The sequence below is a fragment of the Achromobacter sp. 1011811831 genome (genome assembly GCF_059760905.1).
Genome location: NZ_JCBANG010000018.1, coordinates 51,194 through 69,466, shown reverse-complemented (window position 1 = coordinate 69,466; position 18,273 = coordinate 51,194). Strand labels below are relative to the sequence as shown.

Annotated in this window: 17 protein-coding genes and 2 pseudogenes; 3 read left to right on the top strand and 16 right to left on the bottom strand. The window is 63.7% G+C overall.

What is annotated here, in order from left to right; genetic code table 11:
* The first annotated feature begins 64 nt into the window (after positions 1-64).
* Positions 65-1,114: an HAF repeat-containing protein gene (locus tag AC6LJ9_RS09950; RefSeq protein ID WP_498147403.1), complete on the top strand. Its 1,050-nt coding sequence runs from the start codon at positions 65-67 to the stop codon at positions 1,112-1,114.
* Between the two features lie 84 nt (positions 1,115-1,198).
* On the opposite strand, the gene AC6LJ9_RS09945 is transcribed toward AC6LJ9_RS09950, so the two are convergent.
* From AC6LJ9_RS09945 to AC6LJ9_RS09875, 15 genes are all read right to left on the bottom strand, one after another.
* On the bottom strand, positions 1,199-1,444 hold the full coding sequence (locus tag AC6LJ9_RS09945) for a hypothetical protein (protein ID WP_498147402.1): 246 nt from the start codon (positions 1,442-1,444) through the stop codon (positions 1,199-1,201).
* A gap of 463 nt (positions 1,445-1,907) precedes the next feature.
* The gene (locus AC6LJ9_RS09940) at positions 1,908-2,138 is read right to left on the bottom strand and encodes a hypothetical protein (protein ID WP_498147401.1); all 231 of its coding nucleotides are present in this window, start codon (positions 2,136-2,138) and stop codon (positions 1,908-1,910) included.
* A gap of 190 nt (positions 2,139-2,328) precedes the next feature.
* Positions 2,329-2,694, bottom strand: a complete 366-nt coding sequence (locus AC6LJ9_RS09935) for a hypothetical protein (protein WP_498147400.1) — start codon at positions 2,692-2,694, stop codon at positions 2,329-2,331.
* A 102-nt stretch (positions 2,695-2,796) separates the two neighbouring features.
* Positions 2,797-3,705, bottom strand: a complete 909-nt coding sequence (locus AC6LJ9_RS09930) for a LysR family transcriptional regulator (RefSeq protein ID WP_003141085.1) — start codon at positions 3,703-3,705, stop codon at positions 2,797-2,799.
* A gap of 232 nt (positions 3,706-3,937) precedes the next feature.
* The gene (locus AC6LJ9_RS09925; RefSeq protein WP_033980494.1) at positions 3,938-5,089 is read right to left on the bottom strand and encodes a S1C family serine protease; all 1,152 of its coding nucleotides are present in this window, start codon (positions 5,087-5,089) and stop codon (positions 3,938-3,940) included.
* 24 nt (positions 5,090-5,113) lie between these two features.
* Complete coding sequence (locus AC6LJ9_RS09920) at positions 5,114-6,079, bottom strand: zinc metalloprotease HtpX (RefSeq protein ID WP_033980492.1); 966 nt, start codon at positions 6,077-6,079, stop codon at positions 5,114-5,116.
* Complete coding sequence (locus tag AC6LJ9_RS09915) at positions 6,057-6,554, bottom strand: phosphate-starvation-inducible PsiE family protein (RefSeq protein WP_033980491.1); 498 nt, start codon at positions 6,552-6,554, stop codon at positions 6,057-6,059. The genes AC6LJ9_RS09920 and AC6LJ9_RS09915 overlap by 23 nt, the downstream gene beginning before the upstream one ends.
* Positions 6,551-6,793, bottom strand: coding sequence for a hypothetical protein (locus AC6LJ9_RS09910; RefSeq protein ID WP_033980490.1), 243 nt, complete (start codon positions 6,791-6,793; stop codon positions 6,551-6,553). The genes AC6LJ9_RS09915 and AC6LJ9_RS09910 overlap by 4 nt, the downstream gene beginning before the upstream one ends.
* 3 nt (positions 6,794-6,796) lie before the next feature.
* Positions 6,797-7,237, bottom strand: a complete 441-nt coding sequence (trx-GI, locus tag AC6LJ9_RS09905) for a heat resistance system thioredoxin Trx-GI (protein WP_033980488.1) — start codon at positions 7,235-7,237, stop codon at positions 6,797-6,799.
* Positions 7,234-9,114: an ATP-dependent zinc metalloprotease FtsH gene (gene ftsH, locus AC6LJ9_RS09900; RefSeq protein ID WP_498147399.1), complete on the bottom strand. Its 1,881-nt coding sequence runs from the start codon at positions 9,112-9,114 to the stop codon at positions 7,234-7,236. The genes trx-GI and ftsH overlap by 4 nt, the downstream gene beginning before the upstream one ends.
* A 27-nt stretch (positions 9,115-9,141) precedes the next feature.
* Complete coding sequence (cls, locus tag AC6LJ9_RS09895; protein ID WP_498147398.1) at positions 9,142-10,572, bottom strand: cardiolipin synthase; 1,431 nt, start codon at positions 10,570-10,572, stop codon at positions 9,142-9,144.
* Positions 10,573-10,589: 17 nt separating this feature from the next.
* A complete protein-coding gene (gene clpK / locus AC6LJ9_RS09890) occupies positions 10,590-13,439 on the bottom strand; it encodes a heat shock survival AAA family ATPase ClpK (RefSeq protein WP_225783012.1) in 2,850 nt (949 codons plus the stop codon).
* A gap of 93 nt (positions 13,440-13,532) precedes the next feature.
* Positions 13,533-14,102 (bottom strand): Hsp20/alpha crystallin family protein, encoded by a 570-nt coding sequence (locus AC6LJ9_RS09885; RefSeq protein ID WP_024973321.1) that lies wholly within the window; start codon positions 14,100-14,102, stop codon positions 13,533-13,535.
* Between the two features lie 35 nt (positions 14,103-14,137).
* Positions 14,138-14,419 carry a helix-turn-helix domain-containing protein gene (locus AC6LJ9_RS09880; RefSeq protein ID WP_012761384.1) on the bottom strand — a complete coding sequence of 94 codons (282 nt, stop codon included), beginning with the start codon at positions 14,417-14,419 and terminating at the stop codon, positions 14,138-14,140.
* 411 nt (positions 14,420-14,830) lie between these two features.
* Positions 14,831-15,805 (bottom strand): IS5 family transposase, encoded by a 975-nt coding sequence (locus AC6LJ9_RS09875; protein WP_498147397.1) that lies wholly within the window; start codon positions 15,803-15,805, stop codon positions 14,831-14,833.
* Positions 15,806-15,885: 80 nt separating this feature from the next.
* Here AC6LJ9_RS09875 and AC6LJ9_RS09870 point away from each other — a divergent pair.
* Positions 15,886-16,218: pseudogene (locus tag AC6LJ9_RS09870) on the top strand (IS110 family transposase); the annotation flags it as partial.
* Positions 16,219-16,309: 91 nt separating this feature from the next.
* Here AC6LJ9_RS09870 and AC6LJ9_RS09865 read toward each other — a convergent pair.
* Positions 16,310-16,739, bottom strand: a pseudogene (locus AC6LJ9_RS09865) (transposase domain-containing protein); the annotation flags it as partial.
* Between the two features lie 139 nt (positions 16,740-16,878).
* Here AC6LJ9_RS09865 and AC6LJ9_RS09860 point away from each other — a divergent pair.
* Entirely contained in the window at positions 16,879-17,787 is a 909-nt protein-coding gene (locus tag AC6LJ9_RS09860; RefSeq protein WP_003141071.1) for a LysR family transcriptional regulator, read from the top strand.
* Positions 17,788-18,273: the final 486 nt, after the last annotated feature.

The window sequence follows — 18,273 nt, the reverse complement described above, 5'->3', positions numbered from 1 at the left end:
ATCATCGGGCCCACAGTGCACTGGCATTGATGTGAATAATTCTGGTTATGTCGTGGGAGCCTGCGTGGAATCCAACGGCTCGGCATCGGGCTTCGTCGCCCAGACGCCCGGCGGCGGAGTGGATCTGGCGCACCTGGTCGCGGGCCGCAATTGTTCGGCGGTCGCCATCACCAATGTGGGCCGGATCGTGGGTCAGTGCATGAACAGCAATTCGCTGTACACCGGTGTGGTCTGGGCTGCCACGGCGCCCACGTCGGTGCAGGCGTTGCAGGCACTGGTGGGCGGCGTGCGCAGCAAGGTAACAGCCCTGAGCCAAAGCGGAGCCGTCGCCGGCGTCAGTCTCAACGCCGACAACACCGCGCTACCCGTCATGTGGCGCAACAACGACACCACGGCGCGCTCTCTGCCTGCAGGCCTGCTGGGCCTGGTTGCCACGAACTGCGTACCCGCCGATATCGACGATCACTCCGAAAATCCGACGATGCCCAATATCGTCGGCAACTGCCCGGGCAGCAATGGCCGGCCCCAGCCCGTGCTATGGGCCCCCGGACTGCTAGGCGTCTACGCATCCACCGCGCTGCCGCTGCCTGTCGACGCCCTGCATTGCCGCGCGATCCAGGTGGTGAATGCGCGCATCCTGGGCCAATGCGACTTTGGCGCGCAAGGCGGCCATGCCGTGCTGTGGAACAATCCGGCATCGGCCCCGCTGGTGCTGTCTACGGGCGCACAACGCAGCAGTGCCACGACGCTGAACGCCAATGGCCACGTCATCGGCCATTACCCCAACACCAATGGCGACGCCATTCCTTTTTATTGGGATACGACGACCAATTCGCGCACGGATATCGCCCCGCCCGCAGGCGCTCAGCATGCCACGGTGACTGATATCGGCGACAACGGCACAGTCGTGGGTTCCGGTGAAATGAGCGACGGCACCAGCCGCGCCTTCAAATGGACCCTGGGCGGCGGTTCCGTGGATCTGGGCACCCTGCCCGGGGGCAAGAACAGCGCCCCGGTCGCGCTTAGCCAGGACGGTTGTCAAATGACGGGCGCGAGCGAAGCGGGTTCGGGACATGACATGCACGCCATTCTGCAGAACCTGTGCACGCCTTGATCGCGTCAGCCAATACAACCGCGCGACCGAAGCCAAACAGCGAAGCGCCGCGGGGGATTGCGGCGCATCGCCCTCAAGGCGCAATCATTGCGGCAATTTTTCCATGATATATCTTAAGCTTTTATTCATATGGGCCCGCACCACTTCTTGGATCTCATCCTCCGTGGCAGTATTGAAGCCACTTAACACATAACACGTTAACGAGATTCCGCCCCGAGAATTTTCGCACCAATCATAATCCTTATAGGCCGCAGCATTGGCGACCGATGGCAGGAAGATAGCCAAAAAAGCGATAGCTGAAGCTGGCTTTCTAAAAGTGGAAAGTTTCACTGAACGCCCTCCTGGATGAATCGCCCGGGCACCGCGGCCTTCCGAGGTGATCGGGCGATGTTGGAAATTCCCAAACCAGCGCTTGATTACATTCAGGATAGAAAATGACTTTTCCCGGATCGAGTCTCGCGGTCCTTCGGCGGTCGCCCCCAGGCATTATGGGAACGCCACGAAAGCTCGACTCCGGGCGTCATTGCAGCATGGAGAAAAGTCACGGCGCCAATCTGATATTTTTATTGGAAAGCGCTGCTTCATAGAGAGTGATGCGGCAAGACCGTCGAAGAAAATTGACGGTTCCCGACATCGCCACAGCAGCCTGGCATGCGCCCATTATCGGGGGATCAAGGAAAACGAGATCCACCCAGGAAACGACGAGATTGGACAGCGGCCCGATCAACCGCGCGACCGGAGCCAAACAATGATGCGCCGCGCGGGATTGCGGCGCATCGCCCTCAAGGCGCAATCATTGCAGCCATTTTTCTATCATATATCTTATTCTTTGACCCATCTCGGCCCGCCTCCGTTGGCTCTTATCCTCCGCGGCAATATTGAAAACATCCGCCACATAAGTTGATAACCAGACGGATCCGACCCGATCATCATCCGCATAGGCCGCAGCATTGGCGACCGATGGCAGGAAGATAGCCGAAAAAGCGATAACTGAAGCCGGCTTTCTAAAAGTGGAAAATTTCACTGAACGCCCTCCTGGATGAATCGCCCGGGCACAGCGGCCTTCCGAGGTGATCGGGCGATGTTGGAAATTCCAAAACCAGCGCTTGATTACATTCAGTATAGAAAATGACTTTTCCCGGATCGAGTCTCGCGGTCCTTCGGCGGTCGTGCCCAGGCATTATGGGAACGCCGCGAAAGCTCGACTCCGGGCGTCATTGCAGCATGGAGAAAAGTCGCGGCGCCAATCTGATCTTTTTATTGGAAAGCGCTACTTCATAGAGGGTGCTACGACAAGACCCTCGAAGAAAATTGACGATTCCCGACATCGCCACAGCAGCCCGGCATGCGCCCATTATCAGGGGATCAAGGAAAATGAGATCCACCCAGGAAACGACAAGATTGGACAGCGGCCCGATGCCGACGTTAGAGAGCGTTTCAAAACGCACCCAGCATCGCCCGCTGGACGAGCCTGACGTTCCTTGGATGATGATGCTGGAGCGGGTGATGGGAACATCATCGTGTTCCCAACTCGTTGATTGATAACGAGTTTTCCGCACTCGGCGAACCGAGATGGACATAATTATGGACTGAAAAACCACGCTTGGTCAACGCGCGCTCCGAGCAAGTCCAGTGCGAGCCATGGACAGCCAGCAGTAGCCAATGTACCCGAGCGCTCAACGTCACGAGGCCGGTTCATCTCCCTTTGGCAGGAACTCCTCGCGGGCGCGCTGCAGAAACCGCTTCATGGGCTCAGAGGGTTCGGCGCTGCGGCGCAGCAGGTAGGTGGACAGCATGGGCGGCGTGCCGGCCAAGGGGCGAACGGTTATGTCGGGGCGGTTCAGGGTCTGCACCTGCGAGGCAATGGCGAAACCTAGGCCATAACCGGCACCGACCAGAGTCAGCATCACGCCTAGGCTCGTCACCTGATCTACCAGCTTGAGCGGCTTGGACGCACCTTGAAGCACCGCCTGGATCTGGTGGTGGCAGCCCGATCCCGCGTCCGGATGGCACAGTACCAACGGAAACTTCAAGGCTTCATCCAATGGCACTTCCGCGTGCGCCAACAAGGGGTGGCGCACGGGCACGATCACCGACAGAGGATCGGTCCACACGGGCTCGGCGACAAGGCCTTCGCTCACCGCGTCCGACAGCGCAAAGCCGATGTCCAGCAGATCGTTGTGCAGGCCCTTGAGCTGCTGCGCGAAAGGCAGCTCGAAGACGCGAATCTCCAGTTCGGGCTCTTCCTCGCGGCTGCGCGCCAGCAAGGTGGCAATGTGGGGCTGCGCCAAGCTGTCGCAGATGGCGATGCGCAGATAACCCTGATAGCCCTGCGCCGCCGCCTTTGCGGCACTCACCGCCTGCTCCACGGTGGCCAGCACACGCCGGCACTCACCGAGGAACACTTGACCGGCCCAGGTCAGTCGCGTCTGGTGCGCGCTGCGGTCGAACAACTGCACGCCGAGCGTGGCTTCGAGATTGCGCATTGCGCGCGACACAGGCGATTGTTCTACGCCAAGGCGCTCGGCCGCTCGCGCGAAATGCAGTTCTTCCGCGACCGCAACGAAATAGCGCAGTAGTCTGAGTTCCAATGCGGCCTCCTGTTTGCCTCGTTCCTGGCCTGCGTCCACCTCATGCGGATTGCGCCTCGCTTTCTCCTTCGATGATTGGCAAGAGGTTCCGGCGTTGCATGCTTGCCTATTCGGATAGGCAGATCGCATCCGAAAATTACGGAGGTTGAGGCGGAACGCTACCTGGCCGAAGACCTGAGAACCTCAATCGCCGCGACGCTGCACTACCGCCTGATCCACAGGTTCAGTTCAATCAATTCCCGGGTTGTAGCTCCACACGCACCTCGCGCGATTTGCCGGCCCGCTCCACTGACAAGACCACCACATCGCCGACCTTCCTGTCGTCTAGCCGCGCGAGCAGCTTGGCCACATCGTCCGTCGCCTGGCCATCAACATCGATGATGCGGTCGCCCGGCACGATGCCTTGCGGCGTGACTTCGACACCCGCGAGGCCGGCCTTGTGCGCTGCCGAACCAGGGGTAACACGCAACACGAACACGCCCTTGCTTCCAGTCAGCGCCAGCAGGCGCTGATTGAGCTGTTCGTCCACCTCAATGCCCAGCGCCGGACGGATGTACTTACCGGTCTTGATGAGTTGCGGGACTACGCGCATGACGGTGTCCACCGGCACGGCGAAACCAATCCCGGCCGAGGCGCCGGAGGGGCTATAGATCGCCGTGTTGATGCCGATGAGCCTTCCTGCCGAATCGAGCAGCGGCCCACCGGAGTTGCCAGGGTTGATGGCGGCGTCGGTCTGGATCAGGTGATCGATGGCCGGGCCGCCCGCTTCTCCGGGTAACGAGCGGTCGAGCGCGGAGACGATGCCGGTGGTGAGCGTCCAGTCCAGGCCGAAGGGGTTGCCGATAGCGAACACCTTCTGACCCACCTTGAGGTCGGCACTGGTGCCGACCGGCACGGCCGGCGGGCGCTTGAAACCGACGCCGATCTTGAGCACAGCGATGTCGTGCGCGGGGCTCGTCCCCACCAGCGCGGCCTGGTAGTCGCGGCCATCGGCGAGTTTGACGGTGGCTTCGGACGCGCCCTGGATGACGTGGAAGTTGGTGACGACGTGGCCGGCGTCGTCCCAGATGAAGCCCGATCCCGTGCCACGAGGCACGGAGAAGACATTGCGCGTCCAGACGTCGCGCACCAGCTGCGCGGTGGTGATGTAGACCACCGAGGCGCGTGATTTTTCGAACAGTTCGATGGTGGCCTTTTCGTCCGCCGCCAAGTCGCCGCGCGCCGTCACGGTGCGTTCTGCCGCCTCGCGCGGAGTGAACCATGCCTCGATGGCGGGCAGGAACTGCCACAGCAGCATGAGCGTGGCAATACAGGCGGTGATGAAGAGCCAGCGCCGGATGAAGGGATCCGGTGCGGGGCGTGGGTACGGGTCAGGGTAGGCCATGAGAAGTCTCCTGTTGATAGACAATCAGCGCCATAGCCCGCTCGGGCGCCAGCGCGGCGGGCGCGGCGTCACAGCGGATTCCGGCAAGAAATGGGGCGCGTGAAACGGCAAGGCTGTTGCTGGTCCAGGCGCCAACGTCAGCAGGCGTGAGATGCGATCTTGCGTTGCCGGATGCGTGCGCAACCAGGAAGGCTCGGGATTGCCCCATCCCGGCCACAGCCAGGCACGCCAGGAGCGACTGACCCGCTCGATCTTCGCCAGCGCGGACGCCAGCCCTTGCGGGTCGCCGGTCAGTTCCGCCGCGAGGCGGTCAGCGTCGAACTCACGCACGCGAGACAAGCCGAGCTGTGCGAGCAGGGCCAGCTGGGGCGATGCGGCCAATAACAATAGACCAGGCCAATTGACCGCCACCGCGCCGGCCAGCAGTGCGGGCAAGCTGAACACAATAGCGATCTGTCCGACCATAGCCAGCAGGCTCGTGAGGCGACTGACGGAATCCGCCAGCCCCATGACACGCAGATCCTCATTGGCGATGTGCGCGACCTCGTGCGCGAGCACACCCGCGAGCTCGCGTGGGCTCAGGCTGCGCAGCAGGCCATCGGTGAGGGCGATCGATGCATGCTGCTTCGAGCCGGTGGCGAAGGCGTTGACGACGGCACTGGGCACGTAGTGCGGCACCGGCGTGGCGGGCAAACCGGCACGGGCGGACAGCTCGCGCAACAGGGCCCAAATCTCGGGGGCTTCGTGCGGGTGCAAAGCCCGTGCGCGGTACAGGCGCAAGGTCAAGGCGGATGCGGCTGCCGGTTCCAGCAACAACGTGCCTGCAACTGCAAACAGCGCGAGCCACAGGCCGCTTTCCCCGAACAGCAGGCTTCCTGCGGTGGCTGCGATCCCGATCAGGGTCAGGACCAACAGCCCAGTCTGCAGGCGGTTGAGCCAGCGGTGTTGCAACAACGCCGCGCGCGGGTCACCGGGATGATGACGGGTCATGCTCAGATGTCTCGGCGACGCGGTCGTCGCGCTCGCGCATCAGCCAGTAAGTGGCACCGAGCGCCAGTGTGGCTCCTGCAAGCGCGGCGATTTTGGCGGGACTCGTGTCGGGGTCGAGGACCACGAACTTGCGTGCCAGCGCGATCAGACCGATGAGGATCACGGTCTTGACCTGGACGATGCTGTCCCGACGCAGCGCCACGCGCACGATGGAATGCTTGAACTCCATCGCAATCAAAAGCGTCATGATCATGCCGAACACGCTCTGGAACACCTTGTGGTCCAGGGGATTGAAGGCATCGAGGACCAGCAGCGTGAAGACGATAGAGATGAGCTGGAGAAGCGACACCACGATGATGACGGCAATCACCGCCGACAGCATGAGCGCGATGACCCGCTCAAAGCGCTCGTAAAAACTCATGATGGCCCACTGGTCACGCAAGACCTGAAATGGGTTGAGGCGTGTTGATTTCATGAAGATGGACTCCCTGCAAAATTGTCGCTGTCGGGACGATGGCGCATTGCACTGATGTTTCGTTCGACTATCTCGGCCGGCATGTCCAGCGCCGACATTACCTGTTCCGTCAACCCAAGGGCTGCGGCAAAGGACTGCTGATAACCCAGCAAGGTGGGTACTCTGAACGCAGCCGTCACCACGGCCGCCACACTGCACCCCACTAGCATTATCAGCGTGACGCTCAGCAGGCTCTGCATCGATCAGCGCCCAACCTGCGCCTTTGCCCAGCGCACGATGTCCTGCGCGCCCATGGCGCCCGCCTGACGCCCGATCTCCCGCCCACCTTGGAACAGGGCCAGCGTCGGAATGCTGCGGATACCGAACTGCGCGGCCAGGTGCGGCTCAGCCTCGGTGTTCACCTTCGCCAGCCTGATCCAGGGTTCGAGCTGGCGCGCCGCTTGCTGAAACTGCGGTGCCATCATCTTGCAAGGCCCGCACCACGGCGCCCAGAAATCGACAAGCAAAGGAAGATCGCTGCGCTCCACGTGGCGCCCGAATGTCGCCGTGGTCAACTCGATGGGCTCGCCCGTGAACAAGGGCTGCTGGCAGCGGCCACAGTTAGGTTGATCCGCGAGCTTGGCGGCCGGCACACGGTTGATGGACTGGCAATGCGGGCAGACGATGTGAAGGTGTTCGCTCATGGTGTGGCCCCTTGGGATGTAGAGAGTGAGGTTTCGGACTGGGGGGGCGCCGACTCGCGGGATTCGGACTTCAGTCCCTGGGTCAGCTGACGGATGTCGTTTTCGTCCAGGGTTTCCCGCGCCAGCAGTTCGCGCGCGCAGCGCTCCAGCACCGCGCGGTTGGTATCGAGAATCTGGTAGGCGCGCTCGAACACGCCCATCACGATGTCGCGGATCGCCTGATCGATGCGCGCCTGGGTGGATTCCGCCACCCGGCAGCCACCTTGGGCCAGCTCGGGGACGTCGAGAAAACGCGGCCGCTGCGCCTCAAACGCGATGTAGCCGAGTCCCTCGTCCATGCCAAAGCGGGTGATCATGTCGCGCGCGATGTCGGTGGCCCGCGCCAGATCGTCTGCGGCACCGGTCGACAGTTCGCCAAACACCAACTTCTCTGCGGCGCGCCCGCCCAACAGTACGGCGATCTTGTGCTCCAGATCGGCGCGCGTCATCAGGAACCGGTCCTCGGTGGGGCGTTGCAGGGTGTAGCCGAGTGCACCGATGCCACGCGGAACGATTGAAATCTTGTGTACCGGATCGGTGCCGGGCAGCGCCAGCGCCACCAGCGCATGCCCCATCTCGTGATAGGCCACGGTTTCCCGCTCCTTGGGATTGAGCACTCGGTTCTTCTTCTCCAGGCCCGCCACGATGCGCTCGATGGCGGCGGTGAAATCCTGCAACTCCACGGCGGACGCTTTGCGCCGGGTCGCGGCCAGCGCGGCCTCGTTGACCAGGTTCGCGAGGTCTGCACCCGAAAAGCCCGTGGTCAGCGCAGCCACCTGTTCCAGATCGACATCGTGGGCCAGGGTGATCTTCTTGACATGGACCTTCAGGATATCCAGGCGCCCTTTCTTGTCGGGGCGGTCTACCAGCACCTGACGGTCGAAGCGGCCGGCGCGCAGCAAGGCCTGATCCAGGATCTCCGGCCGGTTGGTCGCTGCAAGGATGATCAGTCCGACCGAGCTGTCGAAGCCATCCATTTCGGTGAGCAACTGGTTCAGCGTCTGCTCACGCTCGTCGTGTCCACCGATCGGTCCTCCGACACCGCGTGCACGGCCCAGGGCATCGAGCTCGTCGATGAAGATGATGGCCGGCGCCTGCCCGCGGGCCTGCTCGAACAGGTCGCGCACGCGCGCTGCACCCACGCCGACGAACATCTCGACGAACTCCGAGCCGGAGATAGAGAAGAACGGTACCCCGGCCTCGCCCGCCACGGCCTTGGCCAGCAGGGTCTTGCCCGTGCCGGGCGGGCCCACCAGCAACACACCTTTCGGGATGCGCGCGCCGAGGCGGCCGTAATCCTGCGGGTTCTTCAGGAAGTCGACGATTTCGACCAGCTCGGCCTTGGCCTCATCGACACCCGCGACATCGGCGAAGGTGACGCCCGTGTTCGTCTCCATGAACACCTTGGCGCGACTCTTGCCGATGCTCAGGAAGCCGCCCATGCCCTGCTTCTCGGCGAAGCGGCGGAACAGGAAGAACCAGACGCCGAAGAAGGCCACCGCCGGCAGAATCCAGGAGAGCACATCACGTAGCCAGGTGCTTTCCACCACCCGCGCGTAAGGCACGTCGTAATTGGACAGCCGCTCGGCCAGGTCGGGTTCGACGCGAGTGGCCACGATGGTGGTCTTGCCCCGGCTGTCCGGCGATTTCAGGCGCCCGGTGACCGTGCGGTCCGACACCAGCACTTCGGCGACGCGCCCCTCGGCCAGCGCCTTCTCGAATTCGCTGTAGGGCACGGGCTCGACGGTCTTGGCCGCCTGCCAGTAGTTCTGCAGCGTCAGCAGCAACAGGCCGGCGACGATCCAGTAGCCAATGTTCCATTGATCTTTCTTTTCCATGGGCCATGTTCCTCACAAGTCGTGTCGCTAGAGAATGGGGGTGAACAGACGGGCCACCCCGTCGCGCAAGCGGATGGCCAGCGGGTGGGCGCGCAACGCCTTCGCCGATATCTCGTCCGCCGCATCACGGGCGGCATCAAAAAGGGATGACAGCCGCGTAGACAGCGCGGTGTCGTACACCTCCACATTGAACTCGAAGTTGAGGCGCAGGCTGCGCGCATCCCAATTGGCCGAACCAAGGCAGCACCACTGGCCGTCTATCAGCATCAGCTTGCTGTGGTCGAACGGGCCAGGCCGTTCGAAGATGCGCACACCGTGCTCCAGCACCTGCCAGTAGTGGGCGCGCGCGGCCCATTGCACCGTGGGATGGTCGCCGTTTGCGGGCGTCAGCACCTCGACGCGCACGCCGCGCAACGCGGCCGTGCTCAGCGCCGCGATCATCGGCTGATCGGGCACGAAGTAAGGTGTCCAGATGCGCACCGAATGCTTCGCGGCGCTCAAAGCGCCCATGAAGGTCCAGCGCATCCGGTCCAGGGCCTCATCGGGACCGGCCTCGATGCCGCGCGCCCAAGAGGTTCCTTGCTCATCAGCCGTTACGGGCGGTTCGCCCCAGAAACCCTTGCTGAGCCGCTCGCCCGTGGTATCGCACCAATCATCGGTGAAGCACCGCATCAGATGCGCAATCACCGGCCCGCGCAGACGAAAGTGCAAATCGTGACAGGCCTGGCCCGGCGCATCGGGCCGCCAATACGGGCTGAAGATGTTCATGCCGCCGGTGAAACCCGTCTTGCCATCGATCACCAGCAGCTTGCGGTGATTGCGCAGATGCGCGCCATGCAGGCGCGCGGGAATCAACGTCGGGTTGAACGTCGCCGCCGGAACGCCGGCGCGTTGCAAGGCGCGGTAGGCGCTGCGGGGCCTCCAGCGGGCATAGACGTCGTCGATCAGCACCCGCACTTGCACGCCGCGCTCATGAGCCCGGCGCAGCGCATCGACGAACTGCGCCCCGATGCCTTGGCTGTCGAAGATGTACGAAGCCAGCGCGACGCTGTGCCGCGCCGACTCGATGGCAGCGAGCATGGCCGGGTAGGCCTGCTCGCCATCGACGAGCGGCTCGATGCGGTTGCCGCTGGTCAGCGACTGGCCGGTGGCACGTCCCACCAGGTGCGCCAGGCCGGCAAACGGCGCCGATACGGCCTGGGGCATCGTAGGCGCGAGGTCCTGCCGAACAGCAGGATCTGCCCCCGGAAACAGCCGCCGCGCCCGCCGCTGGTAACGGTTGATGCCGAACAGCCCATACAGCAGCGAACCGCCCAGCGGCAACAGCGCGATCAGCAGCACCCACAGCGTGGCCGATCGAGGGTCACGCTTGTAGATGACCGCGTGCCCCGCTGTGGGGATAGCGACCGCCAGCGACACGAGGGTGGCTGCCCATGTCAGCCCGTTGGGGTCGGACACGACAGCCTCCCCATGACTCAAGATTCGCCGCCCGCTGACTTCTTCTTGCGCGCAGGCTTGCTCGCGTCGCTCGGCGGCGTCTCGGCCACGTTCGCGGCATCGGGCTTCTCAGGCTCGGCCGGCTTCGCGGGTGGCTCCTGGCGCTCGAAAACCACCCGTTCGGCCTTGTCGTCCCAGCGGGCGCTGGCGTGATCGGCCTTGCCGATACCGCCACCCAGCATCTCGCGCGCCAGAGCAGTTTCCAGCTCGCTGCGGATCAGCCGCTTGAGCTCACGCGCGCCGAACTCGGGCTTGTAGCCTTCCTCCGCGAAGTGATCGATCAAGGTCTGATCGAAGGTCAGCGTCACGCCCTGGCTGGCGGCGTTGCGGGCCACACGATCGAGCTGCAGGCCGACGATATGGCGGATCTCCTCCTTGCCCAGCGCATGGAAGACGATGATCTCGTCGATGCGGTTGAGGAACTCGGGGCGGAAGTGTCCGCGCAGCACGTCCATCACCTCGGACTTGGTCTTCTCGTATTCCTCGCCGGCGGCGCCACGGGCCTTCAGCCGACGCTGGATGATGTCCGAGCCCAAGTTCGAGGTGGCGATGATGATGGTATTGGTGAAATCCACCACCCGGCCCTTGCCGTCGGTGAGCCGCCCGTCGTCGAACACCTGCAGCAGGATGTTGTAGACGTCGGGGTGAGCCTTCTCGATCTCGTCCAGCAGCAACACGCTGTAGGGTTTGCGCCGCACCTTCTCGGTGAGCTGGCCACCCTCGTCGTAGCCGACGTAACCCGGAGGCGCCCCCACCAGGCGTGCCACGGTATGGCGTTCCCCGTACTCGGACATGTCGATGCGCAGCAGCGCACCTTCATCGCCATAGATGGACTCGGCCAGCGCCTTGGCGAGCTCGGTCTTGCCCACGCCGGTCGGCCCGAGGAACAGAAAAGTCGCCACCGGCTTGCTGCCTTCGCGCAGGCCCGCGCGCGACAACCGCACGGCATCGGCCACCGCGCGCACTGCTTCGTCCTGGCCCACCAGGCGCTCGTGCAGCCGCTGCTCCAGATGCAGCAGCTTCTCGCGTTCTTCCACCGTCAGCTCGTTGACCGGAATGCCGGTCAGGCGCGAGACGATCTGCGCGACATGCTCGGCCTTGACTTCGGCGCTGCCCGAGGCGCGCTCGCGTTCCCATTCCTCGACGAGCTTCTTGAGTTCAGTCTCCTTGGCCTCGATGCGCTTGCCCAGCTCGGCGGCCTTGTCGTACTGCTTGCGCGAGGCCACATAGTCCTGCTCACGCCGCAGCTGGTGCAGTTCGGACTCCAGCTCTTGCACCGCCACCGGGCGGGCCGTGGCCGACAGCTTCACGCGTGCGGCCGCCTGGTCGAGCAGGTCGATGGCCTTGTCAGGCAAAAAGCGCGCGGTGATGTAGCGGTCCGACAACTCGGCGGCGGCGATGATCGCATCCTCGGTGATGCTGACCTTGTGGTGCGCCTCGAAGGTGTCGCGCAGGCCGCGCAGGATCATCATGGTCTGCGCTATCGTCGGCTCGGGCACCATCACCGGCTGGAAGCGACGCTCCAGCGCGGCGTCCTTCTCGATGTACTTCTGATACTCGTTGAGCGTGGTAGCGCCGATCAGGTTCAGTTCGCCGCGCGCCATCATCGGCTTGAACACGTTGGCCACGTCCAGCCCGCCTTCGCCGCCACCCTGGCCTGCACCGACGATGGTGTGCACCTCGTCGATGAAGAGAATCAGCTCGCCCTGGTGCTCGGTCACTTCCTTGAGCACCTTCTGCACGCGCTCCTCGAACTCGCCGCGGTACTTGGCGCCTGCCACCATGGCGTTGATGTTGAGTTCGACCAGACGCTTGTCGCGCAGCGTCTCGGGCACTTCGCCGGCGACCATGCGCTGCGCCAGCCCTTCGACGATGGCGGTCTTGCCGACGCCGGGCTCGCCGATCAGCACCGGGTTGTTCTTCTTGCGCCGGGCCAGCACTTCGATGGTCGTCTCGATCTCCTGCGCGCGGCCGATGACCGGATCGAGCTTGCCCTCGCGCGCCATCTTGGTGAGGTCGCGCGAATACTTGTCGAGTTCCGGCGTGTTGGTCGGCGTCTCGGCGCGGCCATCCTCGGCCCCTTTGCCGACCACCTTGCTTACCTGCTGGCGCAGCGCTTGCGGCGTGAGGCCGTAACGGCGCAGCAGGTTGGCCGCCAAACCTTCGCCTTCCTCGGCGAGCCCGATCAGGAAATGCTCCGGCCCGACATAAGAGTGGCCGAGTTCGTTGGAGGCCACGAAAGCACGGCTGAGCGCGTCCTTGACCCGGGGCGACACGCCGATCTCGCCCTCGAACGGCTTATCGCCGCGCTTGGCTTCGGATTCGATCTGGCGCTTGAGGTCATCGACCTTGATCTTGAACTGCCCCAGGATGGTCTTGACCACGTCGCTGTCGGATAGCGCCAGCAGCAGGTGTTCGGTATCGACTTCGGCGCGCCCGAACTCTGCAGCGTGTCGGGCGGCCTCCTGCAATAGGGCCTCGGACTGTTCGCTGATACGGCTGGCGAGCCCACTGCCGCGACGGCGCGCGGTGCCCGTACCGGCCGGGGCGGGTTCGCCGAACGAGGCATCGACGACCTCGTCGGTATCGGCCGCCATGGACGGTGCGTCGTCACCGATGCGGAAGAAGTCGCTGCCAAGGAAGTCTTCGAACAGCCCGCTGCGCGAGCCGAACAAGGCTTCCAGCGGTGAGACGGTGCGCTTTTGCTGGCGCACCAGTTGGCGATAGTGATCGTCACACAACAGCATGGTGCTGTGGCGACCATTGAGATTGGCTTCCACCCGCACCGTGGCGGGCTGGCCGCAGACTTGGCATTGTTTTCTGGCCATGCTGATGCTCCTGTAAAGATTGATCTGACGAGGCACCGCCGATCACGGTGCCTCATCTCTTTGTGGTTTTTGAGAAAAACGCGCTGCCCCGCGTCAGCCGTTGATCGGGATCGAGCGCCCCTGCTTGGGCGTACTGGCCTCGCGCTTTTCCATCGTGATCGTGAGCACGCCGTTCTTGAAAGCGGCCTTGATCGTGTCCTGGTTGGCATCGGCCGGCAGGTTCAGAGCGCGCTGAAAGCTGCCGTAGGAGCGCTCCACCCGGTGGAAACCGCCGTCTTTCGTTTCCTGCTCCTGACGCTTTTCACCGCGCACCAGCAGCACGTCGTTGTCGAGCGTGATCTGGATGTCTTTTTCCTCGACGCCGGGTACTTCCAGGGCGATCTTGTACTGCTTGTCGGTCTCCTGGATGTCCAGCGCCGGCTTCAGCATGCCCGGCCAGTCCGACGGCCAGCGTGGCATGGCCAGCGTCGGGAAACCGAAGCCTCGAAACGCGTCGTCGAACAGGCGGTCGATCTCGCGATGCAATTGCAGGATGGGACTGACGGGCCCACCCGCCACCGGCAGGTCATTGCGCTGCACCGGCAGCGAGGCAGTGCTCTGTTGTTCTTCCTGCTCCTTCTTGAACCAGTTCCAGGGAGCCAATTTCTTGAAATCAATGTCCATGTCACACCTCCAGAAGAAAAATTGAAGACTCTCGCTCACTCCGTTTGCCTGCGGCGACGGACAGCGCGCCCAGACGACACGGAGTGTTCCGCTGACTTTGGCTGCTCATCTGTGCGTATCACCTCCTTCTTTCTGCCTGCTTGGATCTGATCATTGATCCATCGATCGATTTCACTTTGACGAAACCGCCACGTCCCGCCGACCTTGAAGGCCGGAATCTCCCCGTGCGAGGCGAGCCGGTAAAGCGTCCGCTTGCCGACTTTCAAGTAGGCAGCCAACTCGTCGAGTGTGAAGATCGCCTGCTGGCGCGCTGTCATACCACCCCCACAAGTTCCGTCGTCACGCGGCCTCGCCTGAGGAAATTCTTGCAAGACTTTGCAAGATATTGCGCCTAACATGCCGAAAGTCAAGAGTCAACATCCAGCGATCTGCTGGCCGATTGATGTGACTCAATCGTAAGCAGCCAGGAAACAAATGTTGGCTGCCACCGCGATGGTGCTCCCCAAGTCATCAATCTGCAGCCATGTGAAAGGGGAAGTCCATGAACGAGATTGCCCGAGTCGGGGTGGATCTGGCCAAGCGGGTTATCTAGGGAAACGCTGATCAAGCACCCGCGCCGGCGCGAGAGCGCCTTGTGCGGGGCGAAACGCAGCGTTTTGGCGCAGTTTGCGGCCTCGAGGGCCTTGCTGGCGGGCCCTTCGGCGCCCGCCCGGGCCATGATGGGCCCACTACGGGCGCAACAATGCCGGCACGCGCCGTGCGGCCATGTACAGGTTGACCATCGCCAGCGCCGTGAAGGCGCGGTTGGCGTTCTTGGCCAGGCCGCGGTAGCGTACCTTGGCGAACCCCCACAGGCGCTTGAGCACGTGGAAGGGGTGCTCGACGCGTGCGCGGGTGCGGCTCTTGGTGCGGTTGCGCAGCCGCTCGGCCTCGTCCTCGCCGCCGGGCTTGCGCACGCGCCGGTTCGTGAAGTCGCGCGCCTGCGGTGCCGCAGCCTTGATGATGTCCCCACAGCCCTGGTAGCCGCGGTCGCCGTACACGCGCCTTTCCGCACCGTGCAGCAGCTCGGGCAGCGGGTGCTTGTCGTGCACGTTCGCGCTGGTGACCACGGCGCTGTGCACCAGCCCGGTCTTGCTGTCGGCACCCACGTGCACCTTCATGCCGAAGTGCCACTGGTTGCCCTTGCGGGTTTGCTTCATCTCGGGGTCGCGCTGCTGCTCGGCGTTCTTGGTCGAACTCGGCGCGGCGATGATCGTGGCGTCCACGATCGTGCCCGCGCTCAGGCGCAGGCCGCGTTCCTGCAGGATGCGGCCCACCTCGGCGAAGATGGCCCGACCCAGATGGTGCCGCTCCAGCAGGTGGCGAAACTTCAGAATCGTCGTCGCATCGGGCACCGGCTCGCGCCCCAGGTCGATACCGGCGAAGGCGCGCAGCGCTGCCGAGTCGTACAGCGCTTCCTCGCACGCAGCGTCGGCCAGGTTGAACCAGTGCTGCAGCAGGTGGATGCGCAGCATGCGCTCCAGACCCACGGGAGGACGGCCGTTGCCAGGCTTGGGGTAGTGCGGCTCGATCAGCGCCACCAACCTCTCCCACGGCACCAGTGTCTGCATCTCGGCCAGGAACGCGTCGCGCCGGGTGGGCTTGCGGAAACGCTCGAATCCCGCGGACGCATCGGCCGCCGCTGCCAAGGTCATCTGCTTCATGACCGCAATCGTCGACGCCCGCTTCGACTGCGGCAAGACGGGCTACTACGAAGCGCGGGACTTGATCAGCGTTTCCCTAGGTGCATGCGGTGGATGCGCGCGTGGCGGTTGCCAAGGCGCTGGCCGCTGACAAGTTTGCGGCCTGGTGCGCGGAGCTGCCTCCCGGCTGCCTGGTGGCCCTGGAGGCCTGCGGCGGTGCGCATCACTGGGCACGCAAGCTGCGCGGCTATGGGCTGGATGCGCGGCTGATTGCAGGCCACTTCGTCACGCCCTACCGCATGGCCGGCAAGGGACGCAAGAACGGTGCGGCCGATGCCGCAGCGATCTGCGAGGCGGCAACCCGCCCGCACATGCGCTTCGTGCCGGTGAAGCCGCCGGCGCAGACGCTGCTGGCCAGCCATCAGCTACGCAAACCTCCCGATTCACTCACGCAGCTTATTCCTGCTTGCCTAGGGACGACCATGTAAGCGGCAGATGGTCGGAGTCCTTTGCGACCAGCACCTACGCGAGCAGCCCGGAGGTGGGGATGCCCTTGGCGATGATCTCCGCCGGGACCGGCGCCTGGGTCAGCGTTCGGCACCTATGCGCAGGTCCACTTGCTGCGGATGTGGCACTCGACCGTGAACACGCCCGGCGTGTAGTCCAGCTTCTCGCTGATGCGCTTGAGCGCACAGCCGCACGCGCAGCGGGTGTTCTCGGGCTCGTGGTGGCAGTCCACGCGCGGCAGGTCCGCCGGCAAGGCGGTGCGCTTAGGCATCGCGCCAGGCTTAGCCGGCGGCTTCTTCTTGCCCAGCAGTTCCTGGAGCTGCGCCTCAGCCGCGGCAAGGTCGGCGTCCAGAGCCTCGTCGAACAGCGCGCGTTGTTCGGCATCGAGCTGCTCGCTCTTCTTGCCGAACTTCAGGCGTCGCAGCTGGGCGATCTCGAACGAGAGCTTCGCCGTAGGCGCTGACATGGGCGAAAAGCATCCGAGCATCACCCCCCAGGATGGCTCTCATCTCGATACAGAGGTGAATCCTCCGCACTATTCGGCTCCCTACGATGATATGGACTGATCACATCGGTAGGGAGAAAGCATGAACTTACGCCATCTTCGCTGCTTCATCGCCGTAGCCGAGGAACTGCACTTCGGCCGGGCTGCTCGACGGCTGCACATCGAACAGTCTCCACTGTCGCGCACGATCCGCCAGATGGAGGCGGATTTAGGGGTGCCGCTGCTCAACCGCTTGCCACGCAGTGTTCGTCTCACACCGGCGGGACAGGTCTTCCTCGAAGAAGCCCGGCGCGTACTGCTGGCCTTCGAGCAAGCGCAGACCAAGGCACGCGCCGCAGCGAACCAGCGGAACACGCTGCGCATCGCACTATCTGGTGACATGGGGCAGGCCCGCTTGTCGGCGTTGCTTGCGCTTTGCCGCGAGGAGGCACCACAGGTCGGCATTCGGATATTTGAAACGCCACTGGCGCAGTTGGTGACTGGACTGCGCAACGACTTGTATGACGCAGGTTTTGCATTGGCTGGTGAAATGGACGCCGGCATCGTCGCCATGCCGGTGTGGCGAGACCCGCTGGTGGTGGCTTTGCCCGCCAGGCATCCGCTGCTGGCTTTCAAGGAAGTGCCGCTGGAGGAAGTGGCGAGCTATCCGCTGGTGCTGTGCGATCCCCAGGTCTGCGAAGGTTGCAGCCGGCAGCGCGAACGGCTGCTCCGCACGGTGGATGCGCCGCCGACGGTAGCCGAGTACGTCAAGACCCATTCCCTGATGCTGGCCCTCGTGGCCGCCGGCTACGGCGTGGGCTTTTCGAGCGCGGCGCATCTGGCGGGTTGCCATCAGGCCGATGTCGTCGTGCGGCCGCTGGCCGACGAGACCGCTTCGCTGACGACCTATCTACTGCGACCCGAAGGCGAAATCATGGAGCCGCTGCGGCAGTTCATCGACCGCGTGGAGCGTGTCGGACGCCCGCAAGGCACCGATCAACGCCCGATGTGACGCGGGGATTTTGGACGGTACGATTCCCTTTCGGTCTGGACCTTGACCCGCATTGCATCGGCGGCCGACCTTTTGCGTCACGGGCATGGATGGCGAATCGGGCCTATCCACCCGGCATCAAGCAAGGCACCTTCAAGCTGTCGAGGTCACAGCAGTGACGCAGAACGCATGAGCCCTTGCTGGATGCAAACCGGCTCAGCCGGAAGTCGCATTGGCGCTTTACCCCGCCCGTATTCCTACGAAAACTTTGCCCTGGTTTTCCGGTAAAGCGCAGCATCCCTTCCTGATCGAACTTGGATGCGCGGCTTTTCAGACCGTTGCGCCGGTAACAAGATTTTTCGCAGGTGCATTATGGTTGAGGTGTAGCGGGCACCGCAAGGAGGTTTGCCCCCTGCGTAACGCTCGGCGACATCGCCGCACCCAACGTCCACCACGATGCCGACCGGCTCGCGCTTCATCGGGTTCTTTGGGCAATCGCTGCGCCCA

Excerpts from the sequence above, each read along its gene's own strand:
- clpK (WP_225783012.1), bottom strand. The coding sequence starts at position 13,439 with ATGGCCAGAAAACAATGCCAAGTCTGCGGCCAGCCCGCCACGGTGCGG.
- ftsH (WP_498147399.1), bottom strand. The coding sequence starts at position 9,114 with ATGGAAAAGAAAGATCAATGGAACATTGGCTACTGGATCGTCGCCGGC.
- AC6LJ9_RS09920 (WP_033980492.1), bottom strand. The coding sequence starts at position 6,079 with ATGACCCGTCATCATCCCGGTGACCCGCGCGCGGCGTTGTTGCAACAC.
- AC6LJ9_RS09935 (WP_498147400.1), bottom strand. The coding sequence starts at position 2,694 with ATGTCCATCTCGGTTCGCCGAGTGCGGAAAACTCGTTATCAATCAACG.
- trx-GI (WP_033980488.1), bottom strand. The coding sequence starts at position 7,237 with ATGAGCGAACACCTTCACATCGTCTGCCCGCATTGCCAGTCCATCAAC.
- AC6LJ9_RS09910 (WP_033980490.1), bottom strand. The coding sequence starts at position 6,793 with ATGCAGAGCCTGCTGAGCGTCACGCTGATAATGCTAGTGGGGTGCAGT.
- AC6LJ9_RS09885 (WP_024973321.1), bottom strand. The coding sequence starts at position 14,102 with ATGGACATTGATTTCAAGAAATTGGCTCCCTGGAACTGGTTCAAGAAG.
- AC6LJ9_RS09875 (WP_498147397.1), bottom strand. The coding sequence starts at position 15,805 with ATGAAGCAGATGACCTTGGCAGCGGCGGCCGATGCGTCCGCGGGATTC.
- AC6LJ9_RS09880 (WP_012761384.1), bottom strand. The coding sequence starts at position 14,419 with ATGACAGCGCGCCAGCAGGCGATCTTCACACTCGACGAGTTGGCTGCC.
- AC6LJ9_RS09925 (WP_033980494.1), bottom strand. The coding sequence starts at position 5,089 with ATGGCCTACCCTGACCCGTACCCACGCCCCGCACCGGATCCCTTCATC.
- AC6LJ9_RS09915 (WP_033980491.1), bottom strand. The coding sequence starts at position 6,554 with ATGAAATCAACACGCCTCAACCCATTTCAGGTCTTGCGTGACCAGTGG.
- AC6LJ9_RS09860 (WP_003141071.1), top strand. The coding sequence starts at position 16,879 with ATGAACTTACGCCATCTTCGCTGCTTCATCGCCGTAGCCGAGGAACTG.